The sequence below is a fragment of the Pseudomonas sp. MTM4 genome, from assembly GCF_019355055.1.
Classification (GTDB): domain Bacteria; phylum Pseudomonadota; class Gammaproteobacteria; order Pseudomonadales; family Pseudomonadaceae; genus Stutzerimonas.
The window spans coordinates 3,044,412-3,069,051 of record NZ_CP048411.1 but is presented as its reverse complement, the minus strand read 5'-3'; the positions used below and the strand labels follow the sequence as shown (position 1 = coordinate 3,069,051).

24 protein-coding genes and 1 pseudogene are annotated in these 24,640 nt (G+C 63.0%); 13 read left to right on the top strand and 12 right to left on the bottom strand.

Annotated elements, in window-relative coordinates; all coding sequences use genetic code 11:
* Positions 1–78 precede the first annotated feature (78 nt).
* Entirely contained in the window at positions 79–1,962 is a 1,884-nt protein-coding gene (locus GYM54_RS14175; RefSeq protein WP_197444794.1) for a 3'-5' exonuclease, read from the bottom strand.
* 235 nt (positions 1,963–2,197) lie between these two features.
* On the opposite strand from GYM54_RS14175, the gene GYM54_RS14170 reads away from it, so the two are divergent.
* A complete protein-coding gene (locus GYM54_RS14170) occupies positions 2,198–2,737 on the top strand; it encodes a DUF421 domain-containing protein (RefSeq protein WP_197444793.1) in 540 nt (179 codons plus the stop codon).
* 351 nt (positions 2,738–3,088) lie between these two features.
* Here the strand turns inward: GYM54_RS14170 and GYM54_RS14165 are convergent.
* The 4 genes and pseudogenes from GYM54_RS14165 to pbpG all read right to left on the bottom strand — a co-directional run bounded on the left by GYM54_RS14165 (position 3,089) and on the right by pbpG (position 7,417).
* Positions 3,089–3,270: pseudogene (locus tag GYM54_RS14165) on the bottom strand (DUF2934 domain-containing protein).
* A gap of 185 nt (positions 3,271–3,455) precedes the next feature.
* Positions 3,456–4,079: a DUF4157 domain-containing protein gene (locus GYM54_RS14160; RefSeq protein WP_181099177.1), complete on the bottom strand. Its 624-nt coding sequence runs from the start codon at positions 4,077–4,079 to the stop codon at positions 3,456–3,458.
* A 110-nt stretch (positions 4,080–4,189) separates the two neighbouring features.
* Entirely contained in the window at positions 4,190–6,259 is a 2,070-nt protein-coding gene (gene treS, locus GYM54_RS14155; protein ID WP_197444792.1) for a maltose alpha-D-glucosyltransferase, read from the bottom strand.
* Positions 6,260–6,472: 213 nt separating this feature from the next.
* The gene (gene pbpG, locus GYM54_RS14150) at positions 6,473–7,417 is read right to left on the bottom strand and encodes a D-alanyl-D-alanine endopeptidase (protein WP_181099173.1); all 945 of its coding nucleotides are present in this window, start codon (positions 7,415–7,417) and stop codon (positions 6,473–6,475) included.
* Between the two features lie 394 nt (positions 7,418–7,811).
* Here pbpG and GYM54_RS14145 point away from each other — a divergent pair, with 394 nt between their 5' ends.
* A complete protein-coding gene (locus GYM54_RS14145; protein WP_131649176.1) occupies positions 7,812–8,120 on the top strand; it encodes a YqjD family protein in 309 nt (102 codons plus the stop codon).
* Between the two features lie 19 nt (positions 8,121–8,139).
* Positions 8,140–8,754, top strand: coding sequence for an NAD(P)-dependent oxidoreductase (locus tag GYM54_RS14140; RefSeq protein ID WP_181099171.1), 615 nt, complete (start codon positions 8,140–8,142; stop codon positions 8,752–8,754).
* 203 nt (positions 8,755–8,957) lie between these two features.
* Here the strand turns inward: GYM54_RS14140 and aroE are convergent, their stop codons facing one another.
* The gene (gene aroE / locus GYM54_RS14135) at positions 8,958–9,776 is read right to left on the bottom strand and encodes a shikimate dehydrogenase (RefSeq protein WP_181099169.1); all 819 of its coding nucleotides are present in this window, start codon (positions 9,774–9,776) and stop codon (positions 8,958–8,960) included.
* 38 nt (positions 9,777–9,814) lie between these two features.
* Complete coding sequence (gene hemF / locus GYM54_RS14130; protein ID WP_181099167.1) at positions 9,815–10,729, bottom strand: oxygen-dependent coproporphyrinogen oxidase; 915 nt, start codon at positions 10,727–10,729, stop codon at positions 9,815–9,817.
* A gap of 120 nt (positions 10,730–10,849) precedes the next feature.
* On the opposite strand from hemF, the gene GYM54_RS14125 reads away from it, so the two are divergent.
* A complete protein-coding gene (locus GYM54_RS14125; RefSeq protein WP_181099165.1) occupies positions 10,850–11,827 on the top strand; it encodes a quinone oxidoreductase in 978 nt (325 codons plus the stop codon).
* Positions 11,828–11,911: 84 nt separating this feature from the next.
* On the opposite strand, the gene GYM54_RS14120 is transcribed toward GYM54_RS14125, so the two are convergent.
* From GYM54_RS14120 to GYM54_RS14110, 3 genes are all read right to left on the bottom strand, one after another.
* A complete protein-coding gene (locus tag GYM54_RS14120; protein WP_181099163.1) occupies positions 11,912–12,469 on the bottom strand; it encodes an L-threonylcarbamoyladenylate synthase in 558 nt (185 codons plus the stop codon).
* A gap of 61 nt (positions 12,470–12,530) precedes the next feature.
* A complete protein-coding gene (dprA, locus tag GYM54_RS14115; protein WP_181099161.1) occupies positions 12,531–13,622 on the bottom strand; it encodes a DNA-processing protein DprA in 1,092 nt (363 codons plus the stop codon).
* A 255-nt stretch (positions 13,623–13,877) separates the two neighbouring features.
* Positions 13,878–14,903: a LysM peptidoglycan-binding domain-containing protein gene (locus GYM54_RS14110; protein WP_131649169.1), complete on the bottom strand. Its 1,026-nt coding sequence runs from the start codon at positions 14,901–14,903 to the stop codon at positions 13,878–13,880.
* Between the two features lie 148 nt (positions 14,904–15,051).
* Between GYM54_RS14110 and def the strand changes: the two genes are divergently transcribed.
* The 9 genes from def (at position 15,052) to GYM54_RS14065 (ending at position 23,371) form a co-directional block, all read left to right on the top strand.
* Positions 15,052–15,558 carry a peptide deformylase gene (gene def, locus GYM54_RS14105; protein ID WP_168426000.1) on the top strand — a complete coding sequence of 169 codons (507 nt, stop codon included), beginning with the start codon at positions 15,052–15,054 and terminating at the stop codon, positions 15,556–15,558.
* A gap of 55 nt (positions 15,559–15,613) precedes the next feature.
* On the top strand, positions 15,614–16,543 hold the full coding sequence (gene fmt / locus GYM54_RS14100) for a methionyl-tRNA formyltransferase (RefSeq protein ID WP_181099155.1): 930 nt from the start codon (positions 15,614–15,616) through the stop codon (positions 16,541–16,543).
* 5 nt (positions 16,544–16,548) lie between these two features.
* Entirely contained in the window at positions 16,549–17,874 is a 1,326-nt protein-coding gene (rsmB, locus tag GYM54_RS14095) for a 16S rRNA (cytosine(967)-C(5))-methyltransferase RsmB (RefSeq protein ID WP_181100192.1), read from the top strand.
* Between the two features lie 138 nt (positions 17,875–18,012).
* The gene (trkA, locus tag GYM54_RS14090) at positions 18,013–19,386 is read left to right on the top strand and encodes a Trk system potassium transporter TrkA (RefSeq protein ID WP_131649166.1); all 1,374 of its coding nucleotides are present in this window, start codon (positions 18,013–18,015) and stop codon (positions 19,384–19,386) included.
* 349 nt (positions 19,387–19,735) lie between these two features.
* Positions 19,736–20,590 carry an ectoine/hydroxyectoine ABC transporter substrate-binding protein EhuB gene (gene ehuB, locus GYM54_RS14085; protein WP_181099154.1) on the top strand — a complete coding sequence of 285 codons (855 nt, stop codon included), beginning with the start codon at positions 19,736–19,738 and terminating at the stop codon, positions 20,588–20,590.
* Positions 20,591–20,833: 243 nt separating this feature from the next.
* Positions 20,834–21,493 carry an ectoine/hydroxyectoine ABC transporter permease subunit EhuC gene (ehuC, locus tag GYM54_RS14080; protein ID WP_131649164.1) on the top strand — a complete coding sequence of 220 codons (660 nt, stop codon included), beginning with the start codon at positions 20,834–20,836 and terminating at the stop codon, positions 21,491–21,493.
* Entirely contained in the window at positions 21,490–22,149 is a 660-nt protein-coding gene (ehuD, locus tag GYM54_RS14075) for an ectoine/hydroxyectoine ABC transporter permease subunit EhuD (RefSeq protein WP_131649163.1), read from the top strand. The genes ehuC and ehuD overlap by 4 nt, the downstream gene beginning before the upstream one ends.
* Positions 22,146–22,979, top strand: coding sequence for an ectoine/hydroxyectoine ABC transporter ATP-binding protein EhuA (gene ehuA, locus GYM54_RS14070; RefSeq protein ID WP_131649162.1), 834 nt, complete (start codon positions 22,146–22,148; stop codon positions 22,977–22,979). Before ehuD ends, ehuA begins: the two co-directional genes overlap by 4 nt.
* A gap of 74 nt (positions 22,980–23,053) precedes the next feature.
* The gene (locus GYM54_RS14065; RefSeq protein ID WP_181099153.1) at positions 23,054–23,371 is read left to right on the top strand and encodes a tetratricopeptide repeat protein; all 318 of its coding nucleotides are present in this window, start codon (positions 23,054–23,056) and stop codon (positions 23,369–23,371) included.
* Positions 23,372–23,446: 75 nt separating this feature from the next.
* Here GYM54_RS14065 and GYM54_RS14060 read toward each other — a convergent pair whose 3' ends face one another.
* Together GYM54_RS14060 and GYM54_RS14055 are read right to left on the bottom strand one after the other, a co-directional pair.
* Positions 23,447–23,713: a PilZ domain-containing protein gene (locus tag GYM54_RS14060; protein ID WP_181099152.1), complete on the bottom strand. Its 267-nt coding sequence runs from the start codon at positions 23,711–23,713 to the stop codon at positions 23,447–23,449.
* 28 nt (positions 23,714–23,741) lie between these two features.
* Positions 23,742–24,629, bottom strand: coding sequence for a lysophospholipid acyltransferase (locus tag GYM54_RS14055; RefSeq protein WP_181099151.1), 888 nt, complete (start codon positions 24,627–24,629; stop codon positions 23,742–23,744).
* Between the last annotated feature and the right edge of the window lie 11 nt (positions 24,630–24,640).

Here is a 24,640-nt window from a genome sequence, read left to right as displayed (position 1 = left end):
GACGCCAATAGGTGCATAACACACCGTAAGTCATCATGGACATGCTATGAGCGCAACGGGCCATTGGATAGCGCAGGCTCACGCACAACCCTCCTGTACCAACCCAACCCGCTCCCCCACTCCACCAATCGCATCCTGCACCCGTCTCGTAAAATCCGAATGCACCTGATACGTCATCACCAACCGATCAATCGCCCGCGTCATTGCCACATACAACAACCGTGCCTCATCCGCTTCCGTCTCGCCCTTTTTCGGCATGTCCCCTAGCCCCGGAATCAGCACCAGCCCGAACTCCAGGCCTTTGCTGGAGTGCATGCTGACGATCTTGACGCTGTCTTCGCTGCCGTAGAGTTCGCCGCGGCCTTTGGAGCTGGTGCCGGATGCGTAGGCGATGCCCGCTTGGGCCAAGGCGCGTTCGGCGGCTTCGGCCTGGGCGTTGTTGCGGTAGATGATCGCCATGTCGTTGAGTACGCGGCCGTTGGCCTGTTCGTCGCGGATGCGGGTGACGAGGCAGTCCCATTCCTGCCAGTGGCCTTCGCAGTGAATGAGTTCAGGAAAGGCACCGCGGCGGCCGGCGCTTTCTGGGACGATGATGGGGACGCCGTCTTCGCCGGCATCACGGCCGGCGAGCAGTTCGGTGGCGAAGGCGCGGGCGACCGAGAGTACTTCCAGCGTGTTGCGGTAGTTGAGCTTGAGGATGGTGGTGCGGCCTTGGGCCTGGATACCGACGCTGGCAAAGCTGAAATCCAGCCCGGCCTTCTTGCCCTTGCCACGGTAGATTGACTGGGCATCGTCGTAGAGCACCAGCAGCGAGTTGGTGGCTGGGTCGACCATCTGCACGATGAGCTTGAACCACTCGGGCGCGAAGTCGTGGCCTTCGTCGATCAGCACGGCGGAGTATTGCGCGCGCGGGATCTGGCCACGGTCGACGCCGTCGATGGTGAACTGAATCATCTGCTCCATCTTCTGGCCGACCGGCAGCCGCGGGCTGGGCTTGTCGACCTGGTAGGCGGTGAGCATGTCCGAGCACCAGGCGTGGAAGTTGCGCACGCTGACCTTCTCACCCAGGCCTTTCACATCCAGCACCTGGCGCAACCGGCCTGCCAGGGACTTGTTGTAGCAGAGCACCAGTATCGGCTTGGGCGAAACCTTGGCCAGTTGCTCGCAGCGGTAGCCGAGGATCATGGTCTTGCCGCTGCCGGCCGCGCCGTGGATAACGCGGTGGCCTTCGCCGAGGGAGCGGGCAAGTTGTTCCTGCTGCAGGTCCATGACCTTCATGAGGCTGGGGATCGGCGCGTCGTTGTCAGCGAACAAGCCGAACTGGCCGGGCAGGGCGCTGACGCGAACCTCGGGGTAGAGGTGGTAACGCACGCGGTCGATCTGCGGCAGCGTCAGGGTGCAGGGGAAGACGTGGGGGAACATGTTCCAGAGGCGCTGCTGAAAGGCTTCCGGGTCGGCGGTTTCGGTCATCTCGTCCTGAAAGATGACGCGCTGCGGGTCGAGCACATCGTGCAGGTCGGTCCCTTCGAACTGGCGGCGGGTAATGTTGGTGAGCACCACGCCCCAGCCCCACGGCATGATCAATTCGCCCGGCCGGGGTGAGCTTTTGCTCTGGCGCAGCAGTGGATCTTTCTTTAGCGCTAGGTCGACTTCCAGAACGAAAGAGCGCGCCTGCAGCATGGGGTTCGGCTGGGTCTTCAAGCCGCTTGAGGTATGCAGGGTGACCTTGCCGTGGGTCATGCTCTGGATAGTGGCGAGCTTCCAGTCCTTGACCTCCAGCACGAGAATGCCGCGGCGCGGGTGCAGCACGACGAAGTCGGGATAGCGCGCCTTGGGCCCAACCGGAACGTTGCTCCAGCAGAGGTAGTCGTCTTCGAGTAGCTTCTCCAGCCGCTCGGCGAAGCGACGCTCGCCGGGGGTGTCGAACTGGCACTGTGAGCGGACAGGGAAAAAGCGGGCCATCTGAACCTTCCTTGGAGCGGACCGGTGCAGATCGTAGCGTCGCAGCGGAACCGTGAACGAGTGCGCAGTTGCTGCGCGTGATGGCACATTAACCACTGCCTACGTACGGGTAAAGCAGGCGATGGATTAATCCCGACTTTTCACGTCGGCTCCTGACGCGCGGTCATTCGCGCCATTTGCACTTTCCGCCCGCCAGCCCTGTCCACTCCTGCATGACTCACTTGCGGAGGTAATCGTGGAAGGCATGTTTTTCAGTAGCGCAACGACGCTGATACGCACGCTGGTAGTCGGCGTGCTGGCCTATATCAGCCTGGTGCTGTTGTTGCGCCTGTCGGGGCGGCGGACGTTGTCGAAGATGAATGCGTTCGATCTGGTGGTAACGGTGGCCCTGGGGTCGACCTTTGCGACGATTCTGCTCAATCGCAATGTGTCGCTGGCCGAGGGGGTGCTGGCCTTCGCGCTGTTGATTGGGTTGCAGTATGTGGTCACCTGGTCCAGCGTGCGGGTGGCTTGGGTGCGGCGTACGGTGACAGGCGAGCCGGCGCTTCTGTTCTATCGCGGCCGCTTTCTCGGCGACGCCTTGCGCGCGGCGCGGGTGACCCAGGACGAGGTGCGTGCCGCGGCGCGCAGTCAGGGGCTGGCCGCGCTGGATGGCATCGAGGCGGTGGTGCTGGAGACCGATGGCAGTTTTAGCGTGATTACCGATGGCGCGGGCGAAAGCCGTTCCACGCTGGACGGGGTGAATGTGCCGGGGCCGAATGAAAAGGGCGTTTAAGGCCGTGGCAGGGTACCGCGGCGGCTGATCGACGGGCCTATGCCCAGGCGACCGCGCCGGTCCGGTTGCCGCCACGGGACTGGCATTACGACCAAATGGGAGAGAAGCGGGCCATCTTTACCTTCCATGGTGACGGGCCGGACGCCCCGTCCGTGGTGGCCGCATTTGGCTTAAGCCGAGCGGCTTGTTTGTGATCCGTGTGCGCAATTCCAGACGCGTGCGCGCCACGTTACCAATGCGTTTGACGAGCAAAGCGTCGCCCCCGATGAATCACTACTTATTTTTAGGATTATCAAACGTATGGCTAGGCAGGATGCGAGCCCGCTTGGCGCAGGCTCGCATGGAAGTAGCCTACTTTTGCTCGTCTGAAGACTTGGGCATAGGAATCGCGACACTGCTTTCTACACTGCCGGCCGTGGCATCGCCTTCCTTGTAGAAGGGCTCCATCTCGCCTCTGCTTGCGCCCAGTGTTCTCCTTCCTATCCTTCCGGTCGGCCTTTGGCCTCCCAGATTTCGTATGTCTTTTCACGAATGCGTTGTTCGTCGCTCCCCTCGCTGTGTGAATCGAGCCGGTATCGGCCGCAACGCTGCCTTGGACGTGACGACCCATCTGTTCAGCAGAGAGGGGTAACGTGAAGATGGTTCCGGTATTCCTTGCGCAGCCGACGAACCGACTGTTTGGTGACGCCCATGGCGAATGTTGTGCGGCTTCGCTTGATTACTGGCGCGTGCCGGTTGCAGTGGCAGGCGTCTGCTCTCGTTCAATTTCAATCTGCAAGGCATAGGCCGGGCGTTCGACGCTGCGATGGTCGCGGGTGTAGCGCCGGGCGAACTCGCCGACGCCCCATTGCAGATATTGCTCGACGTGCTTGAGCTCATGAGCCCATAGCGCGACGTTGTCGAGGGCGTCGGCCTCGTTGCGAAAGACGATGATGTCGATCAGCGTCACGGCGGTAACGTCGGGGTGTTGCAGCAGCGTATTGGCGGCGTTGAGCACGGCGTCATCGCCCACCCGGTAGCGCGCTGTTTCCAGCACAGCGAGATCGAAGCGCGATTCGAGCTGCGAGCGGATATGCAGCGGTATCGGGCGGCTCTCCTGTAGCGCCAGCTGGTCACGGGATTGGCGTATCCAGGTTTCCAGCCCGGCGGCCGCCAGCCATTGCACCTGTTCGTAAAGCGCTTCGGTATCGCGCGGCGAGCCGGGCAGACAGACGCAACCGCCGAGGCAGAGAGGTTGTTCGCCAGGCGGGCAAGCGGTCTGGGCGAACGCTGCGGTGGCACAGAAGCAGGCAGCGCCAAGCAGTACTTGGCGGAACAGCCGAAGGGCAGTGGTGAACGGCACGCGAATGGCTCTCGGATCAGAGATGCAGACGGCACCGAATGGTGCCGGACGGCGCGCACTATAGCCGCGCCGTTCAGCGCGGCGAAGGGCCAGTCAGCCGCCACCCTCCGTTAAAGCACCGACGAAGCCGCACTCACCACGCGCAACGCCAGCCCTTCATAGGGATCGAGGTTGAGGGTCACTTCGCAGTTGTCGGTCAGGTCGCCCTCGACCCGCTCATGGATGATGTCCACCACCGGACCGGGCGCGATGCCGGGCAGGCAGAGGGTTTCGCTGATCGGCTCGGCACTGAAATTCAGTGCGGTAATCTGTACGCCCTTGCCAGCCGGCAGTTCATGAACCATGACCAGCAGCCCCGGTGTCTGGACGTCGGGAATCATGATCTGCTTGCTCGCAGCGATGTCGTAGGCGCGACGGACGCTGAGGATGTGCTTGAGCTGACAGGCGAAGGAGCCCGGGCGCTGCAACTGTTCGACCAGGCTGCCGTAGAGCGAGCGTGCCTTGGGCAGGCCTTCAGTGGAAGTTTCGGCCTCGGGTGCGAGGTCGGCCAGGTCGTAGGCGCCGCGATGCAGCCAGCGGGTATCGCCGTCGCCCATCAGGTGTGCAACCTGCTCGGCTTCCAGCGGCAGGGCGCCGACCAAGTCCCAGCCGGAGAGGGCGAACACGCCCGGCTGCATGGCGTTGAACATCACCAGCAGGATATGCAGGCGCTGGATCTGTTCGATCTCGGCCGCGCCGATGGTATTCAGGTTGCGAATGCCCAGCGCGGCGGTGATTACGCTCACGGTTGTACAGGACACGCCATTGGTGACGAACTTGAGGTTGTAGGGCGCATGTTCGCCGGTCAAGCGCTCGTACATTTCCTCGCGGATGTGCTCGCGCAGGATGCCGCCCGGCAAGGTCTGGCCGTGGTAGTGGTAATGGTCGTAGGCGTGCAACGTCCAGAAATGCACCAGCTCCAGGGTCAGCTCGTCATGGTTCTGCATCGCGTGGATCAGCGAGGCCGGGTCGATGCCGAAGGCGTGGACCTCGCGCAGCATCAGCCGCAGGAACTCAGTGTCGCCGGTCAGCAACGCGTGGTGATAGGCGGGGCGGGTGATGAAGTCATAGGACAGGTCGGCGCCGCCGTGGGACATGCTGGCGATATCGTCGATGGTCAGGTTCAGCTCCTGGAAGCTGAAGCCGCCGGCCTTGCGGATGGTGCTCGCGATCAGCTGGTTGCCGGTGACCGACAATGGGTGGCTCTCCGACCAGGCGGTACCTTCGGCGCGGCGCTCGACGCCGAGAAAGCCGTTGGCATCCAGGCGCAGCACGCGCGCGCCGGACACGTCGATGGCATGCAAGGCATCGCCGATGATCAGTTGCTGGGCGGCGAAGGTCGGGTCCAGCCAATTCAGCGACGGCTGGCCTTCCTTGAAATAATGCAGGTACACCCAGCGGCGGCGCTTGCCGTCCACGCCAGTGACGATGCCGGTGGCGCTCCAGTCGGTGTCCTTGATCCCCGGTTCAAAGAAGATCACCCGCTGCAATTGGCCGACGATGTAGTGCTTGTCCTTGAGCTGATCGACCACCGGCGGTGCGAGATTGACCGAGTCGCGCCCTTTGGGCACCTCAGGCAGCAAAGGCCAGTCTTCCTCGTTGATCTCGACCATGTGGTACAGGCCCGGATAGTCACCGTAAGCCATCTCGGCCAGGCGGAAATCAGCGCCCTTGCCGGTGTGCGCCGGGACGATGTCGTCGATGACGATGGCATTGTGCGCGGCGGCCATGCGGCTGAGCTGCAGCATTTCCGCCTCGGTGCCGAGGTTGGGGTCGATATCGAAGCTGATGCGGTCGAAGTTGCCGTCGATGGTCGGGGTGAAGTCACGCCCGCGCAGACCGCCGGAGCGTTTCATCGGACCGTTGTGAATGCCCTGCACGCCGAGTTCGGACAGGGCACTCCAAAGGCGGTCGTCGCCCAGCGCCTGCAGCACCGAGCCGCCTTCCGGCGTGATGATGGCGGCAGGGTAGGCGGTGAACCATACCGAGGAAATCGCGCTGGCATCGCGCGGCCGCGCCTGCGCATAGGGGCGCTGCCAGAGCCGGGCCTGCCCGGCATAGAGACGGGCCCGCTCGCGGGCGGTACGAAGCATGGATTGGCTTTCCAGCCATTCGATGTAGCTGCTGTCTGGTGTGCTCATAGCGACGTTCGTTTCCCGGTGCGCTGAGGGACGATGTAGTCGTTTGAGTCGGACGCACCGGCATCGTTGCATTGCACGATGTATCGATGCGCTAAAGGACGGACACGCGGCGTATAAGTTCGTCGTAGAAGCGAGCTTGCTCGCCAAACACCGCGCCGTGCCGCCCGGCTTGCAAGGCAATTCGCTTCTACGAGCGCCTTCTGATGCGGCGCTTCAACGCGCGCCGGCTACCGCCGCCGCCGCATCGCCAGGTTGCCCGGCCAGTTGGCGCGCGGCCTGCTTCTGCTGCTTGTAAGCCAGCGCAGCGGGCGCCACCGGTGTGACCTTGCCGGTCTCAAGCCATTTCTTCAGACGACTGGCATCGGCCATGTGGGTGTACTTGCCGAAGGCATCGAGCACGACGAAGGCCACTTCGCGTTGATCCATGACGGTGCGCATTACCAAGCAGTGTCCAGCGGCGTTGGTGAAGCCGGTCTTGGTCAGCTGAATGCTCCAGTCGGGTTTGCGCACCAGCGCGTTGGTGTTGCGAAAACCGAGGGTGTAGTTGGGCTTGTGGAACGCGACGGTCTTTTCGCCGGTGGTGCTGAACTGTTCGATCAGCGGATAGCCCTGGCTGGCCTTGAGCAGCTTGACCAGATCATTGGCGCTGGAGACGTTCTGCTCGGACAGGCCGGTGGGTTCGACATAGCGCGTGTGGGTCATGCCCAGCGCCAGCGCCTTGGCGTTCATGGCCTGGATGAACGCGGCGTAACCGCCCGGATAGTGATGCGCCAGGCTCGCGGCAGCGCGATTCTCCGAGGACATCAGAGTCAACAGCAGCATCTCGCGGCGGCTGATCTCGCTGCCGATACGCACCCGCGAGAACACGCCCTGCATTTCCTGCGCATCGCGGATGGTGACGGGCAGTCGCTGATCGAGAGGCAGCTTGGCATCGAGCACGACCATCGCCGTCATCAGCTTGGTCACCGAAGCGATGGGCACCACCCAGTCGGGATTGCTCGAATAGAGCACTTCGTTGCTGTTGAGATCGATCAGCAGGGCGCTGCTGGAGGCCAGCTCCTGTTGCACGGTCGATTGTGGGGCAGCGCTGACCGCTGGAGACACGATGACGCTGCCGCAAGCAAACAGCAGGCCGAGGATGGATTGACGAAATTTCAAAATGGACACCGATGAATTGGCATTGAAGAGAGGCGCGCCGAGGCCGACAGACGCGGCGCGCATTTTATAGATAAACCCGAACCGCGCCTTATATTTCTGCACGTTCAGCACCGTTACCACCAGGTTGCGGGTATACCGCTGCGCTTGCGAAACCGCGCATGTGGCGATGCTCAACGCAGCGCTGCTGAGTGTAGAAGAACATTGCGAGCCTCGCTTGGAGTCGGGTGGGCGCTTCCCTCGCTATCGGCAGCGTGGCACAGCCAACCAATCAGCCCGACGGACGGGAACCCGCGCGGATGCTGCTGGTCCGCTACCTACCAGGACGTCGCCGGGAGGGTGCACCTTCGCCCGGCCATGGGGTCCAAACAGCACATTCAAACGGGGAGGACCGATTATGTCCCGCTTCAGCAAGCCCACCACACGCGACGAAATCGAGCGTGAAATCCACAACCTCATGACCGCCCTCGACGAGCTCAAGCACGATGCGACCCGTGGTTCACGGCATCGCTTCGATTCCCTGCGCTCGCGTGCCGAGTCGCTGTGGCACGACGCCGATTTGGACGCGCACTATCGTGATCTGTCCAAGCGAGGCCGCGAAGCCAGCCGCCTGGCCAAGGATTGCGTACGCGAACATCCGCTCAGCACCCTGGCGCTGGCCGCCGGTGCAGTGGCGCTGATCGGCTATCTGGCCACACGTCGCTAGTCGTTAGAGGCATCCGCTCATGCTCAACGCCGAGACGCCGCGCCTCAAGTTCGCCCTGTACGGGGCGCATTCCAGCCTGGGCAACGCCTTGTTGTGCGAGCTGCTGAGCCGACAGCATGAAGCCGTGGCGCTGGTCAACGACCTCAACTCGATGACCGCTCGTCCCGGACTGCGGGCCAAGCCCGGCGACCTGTTCGATGCTGCCAGCGTGGCGCGCAGTGTCGCCGGCATGCATGGGGTGATCTGCTTGTTCGACAGCCCCTCGGTTCCCACCGCTCCAGGCGCCGCCGTCGTGGGGCAGCCGCAGGATCTGTATCAGGCGGTGGAGACGTTGCTGTCAGGGCTACGTGAGGTGGGCGTCGAACGCCTGCTGCTGGTGGCCGACTTTACCGCCCATGCCGATGAGCCAGAAGTCACGGCCGCCTTGCAAATACTCGCCGCCGAGCATTCGCTGAAATGGACCCTGGTGGATGCCGACAGCGCGGGTGAGGATTTGTCGATCGAAGACTTCACCAATCTCGAAGGGATGGACGCCGAAGACCGTCGCGTGCGGCTACGACGCATCGCTGCAGGCATGGTCGACGAGCTGGAAAACCCGCAGCATGTGCGTCAGGAAATCCGCTTTCGTATCTAATCTGAAGCCTGTTTCCTGAAGCGGTGACGGCTCTCGGAGCGCTTACCTGAAGTCGTGTCGTTCCATTGGCGTGCATTCGCCGCGGGGCTCGGGCAAGTTGCTTTTAATAGGAGGCCCAGCCTCGGGGCGAAGCTTTTGCTCTTGTGTTGGTGCACGTTCCGGATTCGCCGCGAGGCGCGCCTCCTACAGACTGGTGCGCACCGTCAGGCCGCGAGCTGGCGACGCAGCTCAGCCAGCACCGGCGCCGACTCCGGGCGCACACCACGCCATAGCTCGAAGGCCGCCGCAGCTTGTTCGACCAGCATGCCCAACCCATCGCGAGTGACCGCGCCGCGTGCTGCGGCCCATTCACAAAAGGGTGTGGGTTCGGCGCCATACATCATGTCGTAGCAGAAGGTTTCGCCGGCATCGATCAGGCCGTCGGCCAGCGGCGGCAGTTCGCCACCGAGACTGGCCGAGGTGCCATTGATGATCACATTGAAGCGGCCCTCCAACTGCTCGAAGGCGCTCGCGCTTATCGGCCCCAACTCGGCAAACTCCGTGACCAGCCGCTCGGCCTTCGCCAGGGTGCGATTGGCGACCACCAGTGCGCCGGGACGCTGAGCCAGCAGCGGTTCGAGCACGCCACGCACCGCGCCGCCAGCGCCCAGCAGCAGGATGCGTTTGTTTTGCAGAGCGATGCCAGCGTTATCCAGCAGATCGCGCACCAGACCGATGCCGTCGGTGTTGTCGCCCAGCAGCCGGCCATCGTCGTGTTTCAGCAACGTATTCACCGCACCAGCGCGACGTGCGCGTTCGGTCAGTTGATCGGCCAGTCGATAAGCGTCTTCTTTGAAGGGTACGGTGACGTTGGCGCCGCGGCCATCGGTGAAGAACTGACGGGCATAGCCAGCGAAATTGTCCAGCGGCGCCAGCAGGGGCTCGTAGCTGAGCGACTGACCCGTCTGCTCGGCGAACAGGCGATGAATCTGCGGCGACTTGCTGTGGCCGATGGGGTTGCCGAATACGCCATAGCGGTCCATGAATAAGCTCCAAACTGCGAGTGACAAGCTCAAGAAAATCAGGCGTCGGCGAGCCAGTCGCGGTCCTGTAGAAAGTATTCGGTCAACCGCGCTTCCGGCGTGCCGGGCTCGGGGTGCTTGTCGTAGCCCCAAGCGACCTGCGGCGGCAGCGACATAAGGATGGACTCGGTGCGCCCGCCCGATTGCAGGCCGAACAGCGTACCGCGGTCATAGACCAGGTTGTATTCCACGTAGCGGCCGCGCCGCAGCAACTGGAATTCACGTTCGCGTTCACCGAAGGGCGTGGCCTTGCGCTTGCGCACGATGGGCAGGTAGGCGTCCAGGTAGGCATCGCCGACGGCGCGCATGAAGGCAAAGCTGGTGTCGAAATCCCACTGGTTGAGGTCGTCGAAGAACAACCCGCCGACGCCGCGCGGCTCGTTGCGGTGCTTGATGTGGAAGTAGCGGTCGCACCACTCCTTGTAGCGCGGATAGACATCGGCGCCAAAGGGCGCGCAGGCGTCACGGGCGACCCGGTGCCAGTGCACGCAGTCTTCATCGAAGCCGTAGTACGGCGTCAGGTCGAAGCCACCGCCGAACCACCAAACAGGTTCTTCGCCGTCCTTCTCGGCGATGAAGAAGCGCACGTTGGCGTGGGAGGTCGGTACGTAGGGGTTGTTCGGGTGAATCACCAGCGACACGCCCAGTGCCTCGAAGCCACGCCCGGCCAACTCGGGGCGATGCGCGCTGGCCGAAGGCGGCAGACCGCTGCCGTGCACGTGGGAGAAATTCACCCCACCTTTTTCGATCAGTGCGCCGCTCTCGATCACTCGCGTCCGCCCACCGCCGCCGGCCGGGCGGGTCCAGGCGTCTTCGACGAAGCGGGCACCGCCATCCTCGGCTTCCAGCGCGGTGCAGATACGATCCTGCAGATCGAGCAGGTAGGCTTTGACGGCTTCGGTTCGGTCGTTCACGAGATCACCTTGGCAAGAGGAGGGCAGTGCGATGAGGCGGGCAAGCATATCATCCGCCCGGTTGACGAAAGCCCGCCGGAGGGGTTGGATAGCCTCCTTTATGCCCGCCAGGAGACTTTCATGTCGCAGCGTATCCAGTTCAGCCAGCACGGTGGTCCCGAGGTTCTCGAACAGGTCAAGGTCGAGGTTCCCGTCCCCGCCGCCGGTGAGGTTCGCGTGCGCAACCACGCCATTGGCCTGAATTTCATCGACACCTATTTCCGCAGCGGCTTGTACGCGCCGCCGAGCCTGCCCTCGGGGCTGGGAACCGAAGGTGCAGGAGTGATCGAGGCGGTGGGCGAGGGCGTCGATCAATGGCAGGTTGGTGATCGCGTCGCCTACGCCACCGGTCCTTTGGGTGCCTACGGCGAGCATCATGTGCTGCCGGCACGGCATCTGGTGAACTTACCGGAAGCGATCAGCTTCGAGCAGGCGGCCGCGGTAATGCTCAAGGGCCTGACCACGCAATATCTGCTGCGTCAGGTGCATCCGCTGCAGGCAGGCGAAACCATTCTGTTCCACGCGGCGGCCGGTGGCGTCGGCTCGATTGCCTGCCAGTGGGCGAACGCATTGGGCGCACGGCTGATCGGCGTGGTCGGTTCGGCGGAAAAGGCCGAACGCGCCAAGGCGCTGGGCGCCTGGGCCACCATCGACCGCACCCGCGAGGACGTGGTGCAGCGAGTCATGGAGCTGACCGATGGCCAGAAATGTCCGGTGGTCTACGACTCGGTGGGCAAGAGCAGCTGGGAAGTTTCGCTCGATTGCGTCGCGCCGCGCGGGCTGCTGGTCAGCTTCGGCAATGCCTCGGGCGCGGTGACTGGCGTCAACCTCGGCGTGCTGGCGCAGAAGGGCTCGCTGTTCGTTACCCGACCGATCCTGGCCGGCTACGCGGACACGGCGCCACGGTTGCAGGCAATGGCGGCCGAGCTGTTCGAAATGATCGCCAGCGGCAAGATCAAGGTGGAGATCGGCCAGCGCTTTGCGCTCAGTGAAGCGGCCGAAGCGCAGCGGCTGCTGGCCGAGGGACGCACCACGGGGTCGACGATTCTGTTGCCGTAGCCGTAGTCTGCAGGGCCGAATTCATTCGGCTGCGGATGGAAGGCCGAACAAATTCGGCCCTACGGCTCTGCCGAATTCTCTAACCTAACTTGCCCGTATGACTTCTCCGCTACGCACATCCCGGATGGTGCTGGGATTGCGTCGCCCACCCAGGCGGCCACCGAGCACTGCGTCGAGCTGGCGCGGAAAATACTGCTCGACGCGCAAACGTGTACGGGCCGATGGGCGGCCGGCGGGATTTGCCGAGGTGGACACCAGCGGACCCGTCAGCTCGCAAAGCCGCGCGACCAGTGGATGATCGCTAACGCGCAAGGCCACGCTGTCATGTTTGCCGGTAATCCACTCGGGTAGGCGCTGCTGGTGCGGTATCAGCCAGGTATTGGGCCCCGGCCAACTGCCCGCCAGGCGATCCAGCCAGCGCTCGGGCAGGTCTTCCAGAAGAAAATCGAACTGCTCGATGCGGTCAGCCACCAGAATCAAACCCTTTTCCACCGGACGATCCTTCAGCGCCAGCAACCGGTGCACCGCATCGCTATTCCAGGGATCGCAGCCCAGCCCCCAAACTGCTTCGGTCGGATAGGCGATGACACCGCCGTTTCTGACCACCCGAGCCGCTCGCTGCACACGCCAGTTACCGACCATCGCTACCTCCGCTGCTTGATCCGCGCAGTGTACCCAAGCGCATGTGGCGAAACAGCTGTACTCAGCCGACTCGCGCGATCCAGAAACCGTTTTCGCAGGCGACCAGCCCTTCGATTTCTAGCTCGGTCAGTTCCGCCAGAACCTGTGCCAACGGTTGCACGACCGCACCGGCTAGGGTCTCGCTGGTCATCGGCGCGGCGTGTAGCTGATCGAGCAGGGGATGAGCCGGTCGATCGGGTTGCAGCTGGCTGGCAGGAACCGTCTGCTGCCAGCCCCGGAGTGCCTGAAGGATGTCGTCGACGCTTTCCACCAACGCCGCGCCCTGGCGGATCAGCTGATGGCAGCCGCGGGCGCCTGGATGATGAATCGAGCCGGGGATGGCATAGACCTCGCGTCCCTGCTCGGCCGCGAGCCGGGCGGTAATCAGCGAACCGCTGGAGGGGCTGGCCTCGACTACCAGGACACCCAAAGACAGTCCGCTGATGATTCGATTGCGACGCGGAAAATTGGAGGCGTGGGGCGCGCAGTCCAGCGGCAATTCTGAAACCAGTGCGCCGCCCGCTTCGACAATACGCGCGGCGAGACCGATGTGGCGGCGCGGATAGAGATGCTGCAAGCCGGTACCCAGCACCGCCACGGTTTTGCCGCCGACATCCAGCGCGCCCTGGTGCGCCGCGCCATCGATTCCGAGCGCCATGCCGCTGGTGATCACGAACCCGCCGTTCGCCAGGCTTCGGGCAAACGCCGTGGCGTTATCCAGCCCGGGACGCGAAGCGCGGCGGCTGCCGACCATCGCCAGTTGCGGGCGCTCCAGCAGACTTGGGTCGCCGTCGACGAACAATAGCGGCGGTGCGTCCGGCAGTTCTGCCAGCAGCGCAGGGTAGGCGGGATCGTCCCACATCAGCAGCTGATGGCCTGGCTGCTCAAGCCAATTCAGGGCCGCAGCGGCTCGCTCGCGTATCGCCGGGCTGCGCCTGGGTTCGGCACAGCTGGCCGGCAAGCCCAGGGCACGCCAGGCGGTTGCCGGTGCACTGAGCGCGGAAGAGGCGTCGGGAAAAGCGCTGAGCAGTTTTTGCAGGCGCCGTGGGCCGAGCTCCGGCAGCAGATGCAGGCGTAGGCGGGCTTCGAGCTCGGCAGGGGAAATCGCAGGCACGTAAACATTCCTTGTCTTGGCGCACCGCATCCATACGGTGTCGATCAGCAGAAAAAGCCCCGCATCGGCGTAACGCTGTTCACTTAAGCGCTGTCGACTCAGACACGCCTACGTTTCGGACAGGCCTGCGGCCTGCATTCGCCGCGAGGTCGCGCCTCCCACTGGAACGGGTAGCACCTGCTACTTCGTAGGAGGCCCGACCTCGGGGCGAACTTACTTAAGTGAACAGCTTGCCGCATCCGCGAGCTGGGGAAATCAGGGATTACGGACCTTATCCATCACCGACAGCGAGCGGGTCGCTTGCAGCACCAGACCGTAGCTGAGCTTGTCGTAAGTGCGGAAGACCATCAGCAAGCCCGAGCGCTCATCCGGAATCTTGACGTTTTCGCCGGTGACCCGGTCGCGTACGGTTTCGCCGGTCTTGTATACCGCCAGTACGTTGCCGATGCTCAGCCCGTCACGCGCGCCCTTGTTCAGGGTGACCACATCGAACTGACCGATCTGCGTCACGCCGCGCGGCACGTCGAGAATCACGCCGTTGACTTCTTCTTCCGGCTCGCTCGGCATGAAGGTCGAGTTCACCGCGCGCTCTTCGCTGGGGAACATGCGGTCACCGATGCGTGCCTCCTGGGTAACACGCGTGAGCATCATGGTCGCGATGTCACCTTCCATGTCGATACGTTCGGCGGTGCCGACGTCGTCGGCATTGATGCCAAGGAACTCACCGGTGTCAGGATCCGCGTAGGTCTTGCCCTGACGGAAGATGCCGTAGATGGCGATATCGTCCTGGAACTCGCCACGCCCGTAGACGCGGTCGCCGGAACCGCTGATGACACGTTCGGCGTTGCCGGCGACGATATAGGGCGCGGCTTCGAATTCGGCAGCGCTATCGACGATGCGGTTGCTCAACAGAAAACTGTTGATGGCTTCCAGCGGGATGGTGCTGATGGCTTCAGCCATGGGTGTCGTGCGTACGGTGGGGGAGAGCTTGATGGTCCCACGCGATGCGCCGCGGTTGAGCATGATGCGGGGCTGGCCGTCGATGTAAACCAGGCTCAGGCTGTCGCCGGGATAGATCAGATGCGGATTTTCCACCTGGGGATTGGCATGCCAGAGTTCCGGCCATTTCCAGGGTTCGCTGAGGAAGCGACCGGAAATATCCCAGAGGGTGTCGCCTTTCACTACGGTGTACTGCTCCGGATGATTATCCTTGAGCTGCACAGCGGCCTGCGCCATGCCGCCAACCGCCACCAGCAGCAGGGCGAGTAGTGATTTCCTCATGTGGTGAATCCCTTTATGATGTGCCTTCACGTAAAGCGCCCTAGCGCCGCAGAAACCCTTGTGGAAAGCGGCGTTAAGCCGTTTACAAGCTGCCCGGCATCTTAGCAGCGGCTTTTCACTTTATTCCATAAGTGCATCACAAACGCATATGGCAATCCTGAACATCCTTGAGTTTCCCGATCCACGCCTGCGCACCATCGCCAAACCGGTGGACGTGGTCGACGACGGCATTCGTCAGCTGATCGACGACATGTTCGAGACCATGTACGACGCGCCGGGCATTGGCCTGGCAGCGACGCAGGTCAACGTGCACAAGCGCGTGGTGGTCATGGACCTGTCCGAGGACAAGTCCGAGCCGCGGGTTTTCATCAACCCTGAGTTCGAGTTTCTCACCGATGAGATGGAGCAATACCAGGAAGGTTGCCTGTCCGTGCCGGGTTTCTACGAGAACGTCGACCGCCCGCAGAAGGTCAAGGTCAAGGCGCTGGACCGCGACGGCCAACCCTACGAACTGATCGCTGAAGGCCTGCTCGCGGTGTGCATCCAGCACGAGTGCGATCACCTCAACGGCAAGTTGTTCGTTGACTATCTATCCAATCTCAAGCGCGACCGGATCAAGAAGAAGCTGGAAAAGATCCACCGTCAGCAGGCTTGATTCCCGACACCAAAGGCTTGCAGCAGCAAGCCTTTTTTATTGACGAGTGTTTTAGATGCGCATCGTTTTTGCCGGAACGCCGGAATTCGCCGCCCAGCACCTGCAGGCTCTGCTCGACGCCAATAGGCAAGTGGTGGCGGTTTACACCCAGCCGGATCGGCCTGCAGGTCGCGGGCAGAAGCTGATGCCCAGCCCGGTCAAGCAGCTCGCGCTGCAGCACGGCATTGCCGTATATCAGCCGCAGACTCTGCGCGACCCGGCAGCTCAAGCGGAACTGGCGGGACTGCAGGCCGACCTGATGGTGGTGGTCGCCTATGGCTTGATCCTGCCGCAGGCGGTGCTGGATATGCCGCGCCTGGGTTGTATCAACAGCCATGCCTCGTTGCTGCCACGCTGGCGAGGTGCGGCGCCGATTCAGCGCGCCGTCGAGGCCGGCGATGCCGAATCTGGGGTCACGGTGATGCAGATGGAAGCCGGTCTGGATACCGGACCGATGCTGCTCAAGGTCAGCACACCGATCACAGCTGACGACACCGGCGGCAGCCTCCATGACCGCCTTGCCGAGCTCGGCTCGCGCGCAGTGGTCGAAGGGGTCACGGCGCTGGAAGCCGGCTCGCTGAAAGGCGAAGTGCAGGACGACAGCCTGGCGACTTATGCGCACAAGCTGAACAAGGATGAAGCGCGCCTCGACTGGAGCCGCCCGGCCGTCGAGCTGGAACGTCTGATCCGCGCCTTCCATCCCTGGCCGATCTGTCACAGCAGCCTGGACGAAGCCGCCGTGAAGATTCACGCCGCACGTCTGGCGGACGGGCAGGGTGAGCCGGGCCAGATCATCGGTGCCGGCAAGGACGGTCTGCAGGTCGCGTGCGGTGCAGGCTCGTTGTTGATTACGCGTCTGCAACTACCAGGCGGCAAGCCGCTTGGTTTCAGCGATCTGTACAACAGCCGGCGTGAGCAATTCGCGCCGGGCAAGGTGTTCGAATAATGTCGATGAACCCGCGCCTCGCCGCGGCCCGTGCGCTCGGTGTGGTACTGGCCGGCAAAGCCTCGCTGAACAGCAGCCTGCCCGATGTGTTGAGCAAGGTCGACGCCCGCGACCGCGGCCTGACCCAGGAGCTGGCGTTCGGCGCTGCACGGTGGCAACCGCGTCTGGCCGGCCTTGCCGAACGCCTGCTGCAGAAGCCATTCAAGGCCGCCGATCGAGACGTCGAAGCGCTATTGCTGATCGGCCTGTATCAGCTGTTCTACACCCGCATACCGCCGCACGCCGCCATCGGCGAAACCGTCGGCTGCGCGGATAAGTTGAAAAAGCCATGGGCCAAGGGCCTGCTCAACGCCGTGCTGCGCAATGCCCAACGCGAAGGTGAAGCGCTGTTCGCCGAACTGGAGCGTGATCCGGTGATCCGTTTCGCCCATCCGCGCTGGCTGCAGAAATCGCTGAAGGCACACTGGCCGGAACACTGGGAGGCGATCTGCACCGCGAACAACATTCATCCGCCGATGATGCTGCGGGTCAACCGCCGTCAGACCGGGCGCGATGACTATCTCGCCGAGCTGCAGACGGCCGGTATCGAAGCCTTCCCCTGCAGCCACAGCGAGGACGGTATCCGCCTGGCTGAGGCCTGCGACGTCAATCTGTTGCCGGGCTTTGCCGAAGGGCGTGTCAGCGTGCAGGACGAAGCAGCGCAGCTGGCGGCGTCCCTGCTCGATCTGGCGCCCGACCAGCGCGTGCTGGACGCCTGCTGCGCGCCGGGTGGCAAGACCTGCCATATTCTCGAACGCGAGCCCAAGCTGGCGGAAGTCGTCGCGCTGGACCTGGAGCCTAAGCGGCTGCAGCGAGTGCAGGAAAATCTCGACCGCCTGCAACTGCAGGCACAGCTGGTTGCCGCCGATGCGCGTGCGACGGATCAATGGTGGGACGGTCGTCCGTTCCAGCGCATTCTGCTCGACGCGCCCTGTTCGGCGACCGGCGTGATTCGCCGTCATCCAGACATCAAACTGGCCCGCCAGGTCGATGACATCGCGCCGCTGGCCGCGCTGCAGGGCGAAATGCTCGATGCGCTCTGGCCGACCCTGGCGGTCGGCGGTGTGCTGCTGTACGCCACCTGCTCGGTGTTGCCGACCGAGAATCGCGAGGTGATCGAGGCCTTCCTGGCACGCATGCCTGGCGCGCGCCAGCTGGATCTGCCGAAAGGTTTCGGTGTCGAGCAGTCTCATGGCCGTCAGCTGCTGCCGCAGGAGAACGGCCATGACGGCTTCTATTACGCCAAACTGATGAAGATCGCGGCCCAACCCACGGCCAGCGTGTCTCAATGAGACAGGCCGGGGACATCGGTGGGCTGAAGCCCACCCTACGGCTTTGTGCCGGGCGGCGCTCCGCTTCAACCCACCGACAGGCAATCGACAAGTTTGGCCAATAATGGGCGTTGAAAGCTGCCCTTCAGGAGCGACTTCGTGAAAATCATCATTCTCGGTGCGGGGCAAGTGGGCGGTACGCTGGCCGAAAACCTCGCCAGTGAAGCCAACGATATCACCGTGGTCGACACCGATCCTGATCGCCTGCGCGATCTCGGTGATCGCCTGGACATTCGCACCGTGGTCGGCCGAGGTTCGTTTCCGACCGTGCTGCGGCAGGCCGGTGCGGACGACGCCGACATGCTGGTGGCGGTGACCAACAGCGATGAAACCAACATGGTTGCCTGTCAGGTTGCCTACACGCTGTTCCATACGCCGACGAAGATCGCCCGAGTACGTGAGTCCGTATACCTCACCCGCTCCAATCTGTTCAGCAACGAGGCGATACCGGTCGACGTGCTGATCAGCCCCGAGCAGGTGGTCACCAACTACATCAAGCGCCTGATCGAGCATCCCGGTTCGCTGCAGGTGATCGACTTTGCCGGTGGCAAAGCCCAGCTGGTCGCGGTGCGCGCCTACTATGGCGGGCCGCTGGTGGGCCAAGAGCTGCGCCAGATTCGCAAGCACATGCCCAACGTCGACACACGGGTAGCGGCGATCTTCCGTCGCAACCAGGCGATCCTGCCGACGGGCGATACGGTCATCGAGGCCGACGACGAGGTCTTCTTCATTGCAGCGCGTGCTCATATCCGCGCGGTGATGAGCGAAATGCGCCGACTCGACGATTCCTACCGCCGCATCGTCATCGCTGGCGGTGGACACATCGGCGAGCGCCTCGCCGAGGCAATCGAAAGCCGTTATCAGGTGAAAATCATCGAGATGAATCCGGCGCGCTGCCGCTACCTCTCGGACACCCTCGACAGCACCATCATCCTCCAGGGCAGCGCCTCGGACCGCGATCTACTGGTGGAGGAGAACATAAACGACGCCGATGTGTTCCTGGCGCTAACCAACGACGACGAGGCCAACATCATGTCGTCGCTACTGGCCAAGCGCCTGGGCGCGCGCAAGGTGATGTGCATCATCAACAACCCGGCTTACGTGGATCTGGTGCAGGGTGGCGAGATCGACATCGCCATCAGCCCCCAGCTGGCCACCATCGGCACGCTGCTGACGCACGTACGCCGCGGCGATATCGTCAGTGCCCACTCGCTGCGCCGGGGCGCGGCGGAGGCGATCGAAGTGATAGCCCATGGCGACTCGCGTTCGAGCAAGGTCGTCGGTCGCGCCATCGGCAAGATTACATTGCCGCCGGGCTCCACCATCGGAGCGGTGATTCGCGCCGAGCAGGTGCTGATCGCCCATGACGACACCGTCATCGAGTCGGGCGACCACGTGATTCTGTTCCTCGCCGACAAGAAGCACATTCGCGACGTGGAGCGGCTGTTCCAGGCGGGCCTCACCTTTTTCTGATCTGGCAGATTGCTGCCACCTTTTCACCGACGCCGGGCGAGCCTGGCGCCGCAGAAGCGACTGGATTCAAGCCAGACGGTATCTCTTTGCTTTTTTGACGCTGATTCGTGACGAATCGGCTCAAATAGCCTCTACATTTCCGTTAACTGCTCAGCTTTTGTATCCTCCAGTCAGGGATACGAAGCCAGTAAGTCCCATGACGGCGCTTCGTTAACCTGCGGTTATGGCAATAACAACAACCGAGGCAACCGCATTCAACACAGGTTTGACCACGTTCGCCCCTGGCGGCGGCCTCCTAAAGCTAATGATCCGCCTTGCGGATTTCAAAGGAACACAGGAGAGACACCCCATGAGGAATTTCAGCATCTCACCCATTGCCCGGCTACTGGTCGGTTGTACTGCGCTAGCGAGTGTGACCATCAGCAGCCTGGTCCAGGCCGATACCCTGGATGACATCAAGGACAGCAGTAGCGTCCGCATTGGCTACGCCAACGAAACCCCCTTCGCCTACACCGCCACCGACGGAAGCGTCACCGGCGAGTCCCCCGAGATCGTCGAAAAGATTTTCCAGCAGATGGGCATTGAGACCATCAACCCCGTCCTCACCGAATGGGGCTCGCTGATTCCCGGCCTGCGCGCCAGCCGCTTCGACCTCATCGCCGCCGGCATGTACATCACGCCGGAGCGCTGCAAGCAGGTGCTGTTCACCGATCCGCACTACCAGTTGCCCGATACCCTGCTGGTGAAAACCGGCAACCCGAAGAATCTGCGCAGCTACGCCGATATCGCCAACGACCCCGAGGCCAAGCTGGCCATCATGTCCGGCACGGTCAACCTCGCCTACGCACGCGAAGCTGGTATCAAGGATTCTCAGATCGTCCAGGTGCCCGACACCACTTCGCAACTGCAGGCCGTACGCACCGGCCGCGCCGACGCCGCCATCGGCACCCAACTGACCATGAAGGGTCTGGCCGAGAAGGCTGGCGATCAGGTCGAAGCCACCAGTGATTTCAAGGACGACCCGGCCCACACCGGCTACGGTGCCCTGGCATTCCGCCCCGAAGACAAGGCGCTGCGTGATGCGGTCAATGCCGAGCTGAAGAAGTGGCTGGGCAGTGACGAGCACCTGAAAACCGTCGAGCCGTTCGGCTTCGATCGGTCGAACATCACCGACAAGACTGCCGAAGAGCTCTGTAGCGCTTGAATGGATTCGGCGCGGCCGCTGATGCCGCGCCGGACTTCCCTCGGTGAACAGTCCTTCGCTAGTGCTTCTGCCTCTGGTCGGTCGCCGCGCGTCATCGCGGTGCGCCGATTCACGCATGCCTGCTTCCCGCCGCCGGACGCAAGACGCCACGCGGCGGCCGGACCGCAGCCCGCTCACGCAGCCAGCCTTATCGGGTGTCCTGCGACCCAGCTCCAACACCCCGGAGCCAACCGGAATTCCAAGATGAATGAATTACTTCCCCTTCTGCTGCAAGGCGCCTGGGTGACCGTGCAGGTCACCTTCTGGGGCTCCTTGCTGGCCATAGCCGCAGCGCTGATCGGCGCACTGGGCCGGCTCTCGCCAATCGCACCGCTACGATGGCTGGCGATCACCTATATCGAGGTGTTTCGCGGCAGCTCGCTGCTGGTCCAGCTGTTCTGGCTTTATTTCGTGTTGCCGATGCCGCCGTTCAATCTGTCCATGAGCGCCTTCAGCGTCGCGGTCGTCGGCCTCGGTTTGAACATTGGCGCCTATGGTGCGGAAGTGTTGCGCGGCGCCATCCGCTCGGTGCACGAAGGGCAGTACGAGGCATGCCAGGCACTGAATATGACCGCCTGGCAGCGCTTGCGCCGGGTGATCCTGCCGCAGGCCTTGCTGGCGGCGATCCCGCCGGGTACCAACCTGTTGATCGAGCTGCTGAAGAACACCTCGCTGGTTTCGTTGATCACCCTGTCGGATCTGGCATTTCGCGCGCGCCAGCTGGATCAGGCCACGCTGATGACGCTGGAAATCTTCGGCCTGGCACTGGTCATGTATTTCGTTCTTGCGCAGATCATCAACTTCTCCATGCGCATGCTCGAACGGCGCCTGGCGCGCGGACGCGTGCGGGGAGGGCTGTCATGAATTTCTTCGATTGGGCATTCGCCCTGGAGATTCTGCCCAGGCTGCTCGACGCCTCGCTGAAGACCATCGGCATCACCCTGGCCGGCTTCTCCATTGCTATCGTCCTGGGCCTGTTTCTCGCCGTGGGCCGACGCAGCCGGCAGCGCTGGCTGTCATGGCCGGTAACCGGGCTGATCGAATTCATCCGCAGCACGCCGCTGCTGATTCAGGTGTATTTCCTGTTCTTCGTGTTGCCCAACTACGGTCTCAATCTCTCGGCGCTACAGGCCGGCATCATCGGCATCGCGCTGCACTACGCCTGCTACACCGCCGAGGTCTACCGTGCCGGGCTCGATGCTGTGCCGCGTGCGCAATGGGAAGCGGTGACAGCATTGAACATGAAGCCGCTCAACGCCTACCGCACGATCATCCTGCCACAGGCCCTGCGGCCCATTCTGCCGGCGCTGGGCAATTACCTGATCTCGATGCTCAAGGACACGCCGGTGCTGTCCGCAATTACCGTGGTGGAAATCATGCAACGGGCCAAGAACATCGGCTCGGAGCATTTCCGCTATCTGGAACCGATCACCATGGTCGGTCTGTTTTTCCTCATTCTCAGTCTCGGCCTCGCCTGGTTCGTGCGCCGTCTGGAAAACCGTATGGAGCTCGCCCGATGAACGCAGTGATGCCAACCACCGAAAACTCGAACCCGATCGCTGCGGCCAACGAGCCGGAAATCATGGTGCAGTTTCGCGACGTGTCCAAGCGTTACGGTGATCTGACTGTGCTCAACCATCTCGATCTGGATGTGCGCAACGGCGAAAAGGTCGCCATCATCGGCCCCAGCGGGTCCGGCAAATCCACCCTGCTACGCGCCCTGATGACGCTGGAGGACATCGACGAAGGCGTGATCATGGTCGATGACGAGCCGCTGACGCATATGCCCGGCACCAACGGCGAACTGGTCCGAGCCAACGCCCGGCACTTGCGCCGAGTGCGCGGCAAGGTCGGCATGGTGTTCCAGAGCTTCAATCTGTTTCCGCACATGAGCACCCGGCAGAACGTGATGGAAGCGCCGGTGCAGGTGCTGGGCCTGTCAAAAAAGGAAGCGCGCGAACGCGCCGAGGAATTGCTGGCCATGGTTGGGCTGGAAGACAAGCTCGAGCATTACCCGTCGCAGCTGTCCGGCGGCCAGCAACAGCGCGTGGCCATTGCCCGAGCGCTGGCGATGCGGCCCAAGGTGATGCTGTTCGATGAGGTGACGTCGGCGCTGGACCCTGAGCTGTGCGGCGAAGTGCTCAACGTCATCCGCCGACTGGGCGACGCGCATAGCCTGACCATGCTGATGGTCACTCACCAGATGGGCTTCGCCCGTGAGTTCGCCGACCGCGTATGCTTCTTCAACGAAGGCCGGATCCACGAGCAGGGCACGCCGGAAGAGCTGTTCGGCAATCCGCAGGAAACGCGCACTCAGGAGTTTCTCAGCGCGGTCACTCAGGCAAGCTAGACGCCGTGGCAGGGCCGGTTCGATCTGCGATGATCGCCGGCTCTGTCGCGTGTGATCTCACAAGGGGAGCGCAGATGCTCGAATCACTGGAAAAGATGCTGGCCAAAGGCATGGACAATCCCATGCTGCGCTTCGGCCTCGGCAAGGGTTATCTGGATGCCGGCGACCCGGCGCAGGCTGCGACGCATCTACAGCGCTGCGTCGAACAGGATCCCAACTATTCCGCGGCCTGGAAACTATTGGGCAAAGCGTTGCAGACCAGCGGTGACCGCGACGGCGCGCGTCGGGCCTGGGAGCAGGGCGTGGTCGCGGCGCAAGCACACGGCGACAAACAGACGGAAAAGGAGATGGGCGTGTTTCTGCGCAAGCTGAACAAGCAGGCCGACAGCTAGCGTCCTGAATCGGCAGCAAGCTGTGCAGTTCCGGCGACGCCTTTAGCTCCGCCAATCCAATCGGCAGGTTCGGCTTCAGCTGTCCTGCACGAAGCGCAAGCCGACGCCTTCGGCATCGACACGCATCACTTCCATCTGCAGCACAGGCGCCGGAATCGGCAGATCCTGCACCTGTCCGCTGACGATCATGCCGGGCTGCAGCTCGGTCAGCTGAGGATGTTTGACGTATACGCCACCATCGGACAGGTCGCGCGTGTGGGCGAGCACCTCGCCAAAGGACTCATGCGTGATGCGTATCCGGCACTTCATGGGCGCACGTGGATGCTGTCGCTGGTTGGCCATCTGACGTTCCTGTTGTCTTTGTTAGCTTTCAGTACCAGCGACGCTCGCCGGCCGGGCGCTTCTTGAAGCGCTTCATGGTCCACATGTACTGGCTCGGCCAGGTGCGCACATAGCGCCCGATGACGTCGCTCATGGCCGCGACCGCGACTTCGACATTCTCGTCGTACATAGCCGGCGGTGCCGCTTCGATGATCACCTTGTAGCCCGAACCGTCCTCCAGACGCAACGCATGGAGGAACACGCCAATGGCCTTGCCGCCGGTGAGCATGCCGGGTACGAATTTGCTGGTCAGCGCCTGCGTCCCGAGGAAGGGGACGAACACGCCGGAACCTTCGCTGGGCTCCGGATCGGCAGGAATACCCACGGCGCCGCCGCGGCGCACTTCCTTGATCACGCTGATGATGCCTTCGCGGGTAGAAGGCGCGACCTTGTTGCCCAGCTGCACACGCTGGCGTTGCAGGAGATCATCGACGGCCTTGAGCTTCGGTGGGCGGTAAAAAATGATCGGCTTGCACTGCGCGCAGTAAAAGTGATTGAGCACTTCCCAGTTGCCCAGATGGCTGGTGATGCCGACGACGCCCTTGCCGGACGCCAAGGCCTGTTCCAGTACGTCGAGCCCTTCGACCTGCCTGACCAGCCGCAACGTCTTGTCCGCCGGCCAGATCCAGGCGCAGGCGCTTTCGGTAAAGGCTTTGCCGATCTGCTGCAGGCTTCGTCCCAACAGCGCTTCCTGTTCGGCGGCAGACAGTTCAGGGAAACATTTGGCCAGATTGATCCGGGCGACCTCGCGGGAACGGTTGGGCAACTTCCACATCAACCAGCCGATGGCACCGCCCACTCCTTGCACCGCGCGCCAGGGCAGCAGGGCGAACAGGCGCAGGAAACCGACCACCAGCGCACCTTTGAACTTGTCCAAGGATCTCTCCC